Raw genomic sequence first — 3,297 nt, 5'->3', positions numbered from 1 at the left:
CCACCGCCGGTAGAGGTCGTGCTCCACCCCCACCGCGTCCAGCGCCCGGCCCGCCACGAAGTCCACCACGTCCTGGAGGTGGCTCGCCCCGGCGTAGAACGCGGGCGACGCCGGCAGCACCACCGCGCCCGCCTCGTCGAGCGCCACCAGCTGCCGCAGCGTCTGCCCGGCCAACGGCGTCTCCCGCACCACCACGACCAGCGGCCGCCGCTCCTTCAACGTGACCGAGGCGGCCCGCTGCAACAGGTCCTTCGACAGACCGAGCGCCACCCCCGCGACCGACGCCGTGGAGGCCGGCACGATCAGCATCCCCCGCGCCCGGTACGAGCCGGACGACGGACCGGCCGCCAGATCGCCCGGCCGCCACCACCGCACCGCGTCCCCCGACAGGTCGGGCAGCCGGTCGAGGAACGTGTCCGGCTTGCCGTCCGCGCCGCGCGCCAGCCAACTCCGCAGATCGGCCCGCCAGTGCCCGTCCCTGACCGCTATGCCCGTCTCGTCGAGCAGCGTCAGCCGAGCCGCCCGGCTCACCACCAGATCCACCGACTCACCGGCGGCGAGCAACGCCCGCAGCACCGCCGCCGCGAACGGCGTCCCCGAGGCGCCCGAGACACCCACGATCCACGGCTCACGCCGACCTTCCTCCATACCAGCAGGCTAGACGGCACCACCGACAGAACCGACGGGTGCCGTTAGCTAACAAGCGGCTTACCGGACGGTGACGCCTCGGCCACAGGGGGCACTCCAACGCGGGGCTCGATCGTTGCCCGTGGAGACTGGACCCGCGTCCCCGGACGCAGGACGAGCCGCCAGGTGTCCCCGACACCAGCCCCCACGGACCAGGAGTGACGCCATCAGCACCCGCCCGAGCACCCGCCCAGTCCTCCAACGGCTCGCCGCCATCGGCGGCGTCGCGCTGCTCATCGCCGCCACCGGGGCCTGCCAGGTGATACAGCAGGCGCGCGCCGGCCTCGAGGTCTCGGACGCGGTGGACGAGCTCCTGTCCTGGGAGGCACTGACGGTCGGCGCCACCGTGGAGGCGACCCCCGAGGAGGTCTACACCTACCTCCAGAACGCCGCCGCGCGGGACGGCGGGCAGCTCCAACCGTCCGCCGACCAGGCCAGGCTGCTGGCCGACCTGGAGCTGACCGTCTCGGTCGGCGACCCGGAGCGCGAGACCCAGATGCGCCGCCTCGCCCAGGACGACCCGCTGGACGGCGCCATGACGGTCAACTTCGGCGGCCGGGACGTGGCGGGCGTCAAGAACATAGGAGAGCGCACCTACATCCGGATCGGCGGCGAGGCCATCGTCGACGACGTCTACGGCGGCAGCGAGGCCGCCGTGGCCCGCGCCCAGCGCTTCGAGTCGGACGCCGCCGAGCTCCCCGACTCGCTCACCGCCGCCCGCAACGCGCTCTCCGGCAACTGGGTCGAGATCGACCCCGACCGCTACCCCGACTACGCCACGGCCCTCGGCGACGGCGGCGAGGTCGGCGAGGACACGTCCGGCCGGCTGGCCGGCGCCCTCACCGACGGCGGCGAGCTGCTGGCACCCGAGGCGCAGTGGGAGTTCGTCGAGAGCCTCCAGTCGACGCTGCGGGCCGAGGCGTCCCTCCGCCAGGCGGGCGAGCAGCGCGGTGCCGAGCTGGTCGACGTCGAACTGGCCGCCGACGACGCGCGGCGCGCGCTGGCACCGATGCTCGGGCTGCTCACCGCGCAGACCGACCGGTTCGGGCTGCCCCCGCTGATCGCCGAACCGGGCGCGGAGGGAGCCGCCCCCGTCGAGGTCCGCCTGGAGATCCGCAACGGGGTCCTCACCGCCGCCACCTTCGACCTCGGCCAGCTGGCCGGCCCCGACGCCGGCTCCCTCCCGCTCCGCCTGGCCCTCACCGGCGGCTCGGCGCTCTCCCTCAACCCGCCCGACCCGGCGGACGGCCAGCTCACCCCCGAGGACCTGACGGTCGCCCTGCTCTACCTGACGCAGCTCGACGAGGCACGCGCCGAGGACGACGACCGCGCCGACATCCCCGGGCCGATGCAGCCGTGACGCCCGACACGTCCCGGATCGACCGGGCTGCCCTACCCTGGGAGGCATGCCCGAACTCCCCGAGGTCGAGGCACTGCGCGAGTTCCTGACCGGGTCGGCCGTGGGCCACCGCGTCCGCCGCGCGATGCCGGTCGCGTTCCACGTCCTGAAGACCTACGACCCGCCACTCGACGCGATCGAGGGCCAGCCCGTCACGGCCGTCGCCAGGCACGGCAAGTTCCTCGACCTCACGATCGGCGAACTCCACCTCGTCATCCACCTCGCCCGCGCCGGCTGGCTGCGCTGGCAGGACACCCTCCCGGCCACCCCGCCACGGCCCGGCAAGGGCCCACTCGCCCTGCGGCTCGCCCTCGACACCCCCGAGGGCGCGGGCTTCGACCTCACCGAGGCCGGCACCCAGAAACGGCTCGCCGTCTACTGCGTCCGCGACCCGGCCGACGTCCCCGGCGTCGCCCGCCTCGGCCCCGACCCGCTGGCCCCCGACTTCACCGTCGCCGCCCTCGCGGCCCTGCTCCGCGACGAGAACCGCCAGCTCAAGGGCGTCCTCCGCGACCAGAGCGTGCTGGCCGGCGTCGGCAACGCCTACTCGGACGAGATCCTGCACGCCGCGCGCATGTCGCCGTTCAAGATGGCCAACCGCCTCGACGAGGCCGAGACGGCCACGCTGTACGCGGCCCTCACCGACACGCTGCGCTCCGCCGTCACCCGCGCCAGCGGGTTGGCGGCCGGCCGCCTCAAGGCCGAGAAGAAGAGCGGCCTCCGAGTCCACGGCCGCACCGGCGAACCGTGCCCGGTCTGCGGGGACCCGATCCGCGAGGTCTCCTTCAGCGACTCGTCGCTCCAGTACTGCGCGACATGCCAGACCGCCGGCAAACCACTCGCCGACCGCCGCCTCTCCCGCCTCCTGAAGTAGCCCCCACCCACACGCTCCGCGCGGACGCCGGCCACGCCGACACCGGCGTACGGCGCAGCCGCCGAGCCCGCCAAGGGCGCTGCCCAGCGCTCCGCGCGGGCTCGGCGCTACGGCGCTACGGCGCTACGGCGCTACGGCGCCAGCCGATCCGCGCGGCACGCCGGACTGGCGGCTGCGCCGCCGGAGCCGCGCCACACGCTGCTCCGGCGCTACGTGCCAGCCGCCCCCCTCGGGTGCGCCAGCCGATCCGCGCGGAGCGCGGGACCGGCGGCGCAGCCGGCCGGCGGCGCAGCCGGCCGGCGGCTGCCGCGCGCAGCGCCTCTGGGGTGGGTGGGCG

Annotated in this window: 3 protein-coding genes; 2 read left to right on the top strand and 1 reads right to left on the bottom strand. The window is 75.3% G+C overall.

Annotated features, from left to right (window positions below; translation table 11 throughout):
• A partial coding sequence (locus E1283_RS34145; RefSeq protein ID WP_132822049.1) for a UbiX family flavin prenyltransferase occupies nucleotides 1–648 on the bottom strand: 648 nt, incomplete at its 3' end.
• Nucleotides 649–769: 121 nt separating this feature from the next.
• Between E1283_RS34145 and E1283_RS34140 the strand changes: the two genes are divergently transcribed.
• The gene (locus E1283_RS34140; protein WP_132822048.1) at nucleotides 770–2,047 is read left to right on the top strand and encodes a hypothetical protein; all 1,278 of its coding nucleotides are present in this window, start codon (nucleotides 770–772) and stop codon (nucleotides 2,045–2,047) included.
• Nucleotides 2,048–2,093: 46 nt separating this feature from the next.
• Nucleotides 2,094–2,960, top strand: coding sequence for an Fpg/Nei family DNA glycosylase (locus E1283_RS34135; protein WP_132822047.1), 867 nt, complete (start codon nucleotides 2,094–2,096; stop codon nucleotides 2,958–2,960).
• Nucleotides 2,961–3,297 lie beyond the last annotated feature (337 nt).

Source organism: Streptomyces hainanensis, from assembly GCF_004348415.1.
Taxonomy (GTDB): domain Bacteria; phylum Actinomycetota; class Actinomycetes; order Streptomycetales; family Streptomycetaceae; genus Streptomyces; species Streptomyces hainanensis.
The sequence above is the reverse complement of the archived record's forward strand: the minus strand, read 5'-3'. Positions and strand labels throughout refer to the sequence as shown.

What these genes read in the sequence shown, in the direction of transcription:
- E1283_RS34135 (WP_132822047.1), top strand. Translation starts at nt 2,094, where the DNA reads ATGCCCGAACTCCCCGAGGTCGAGGCACTGCGCGAGTTCCTGACCGGG.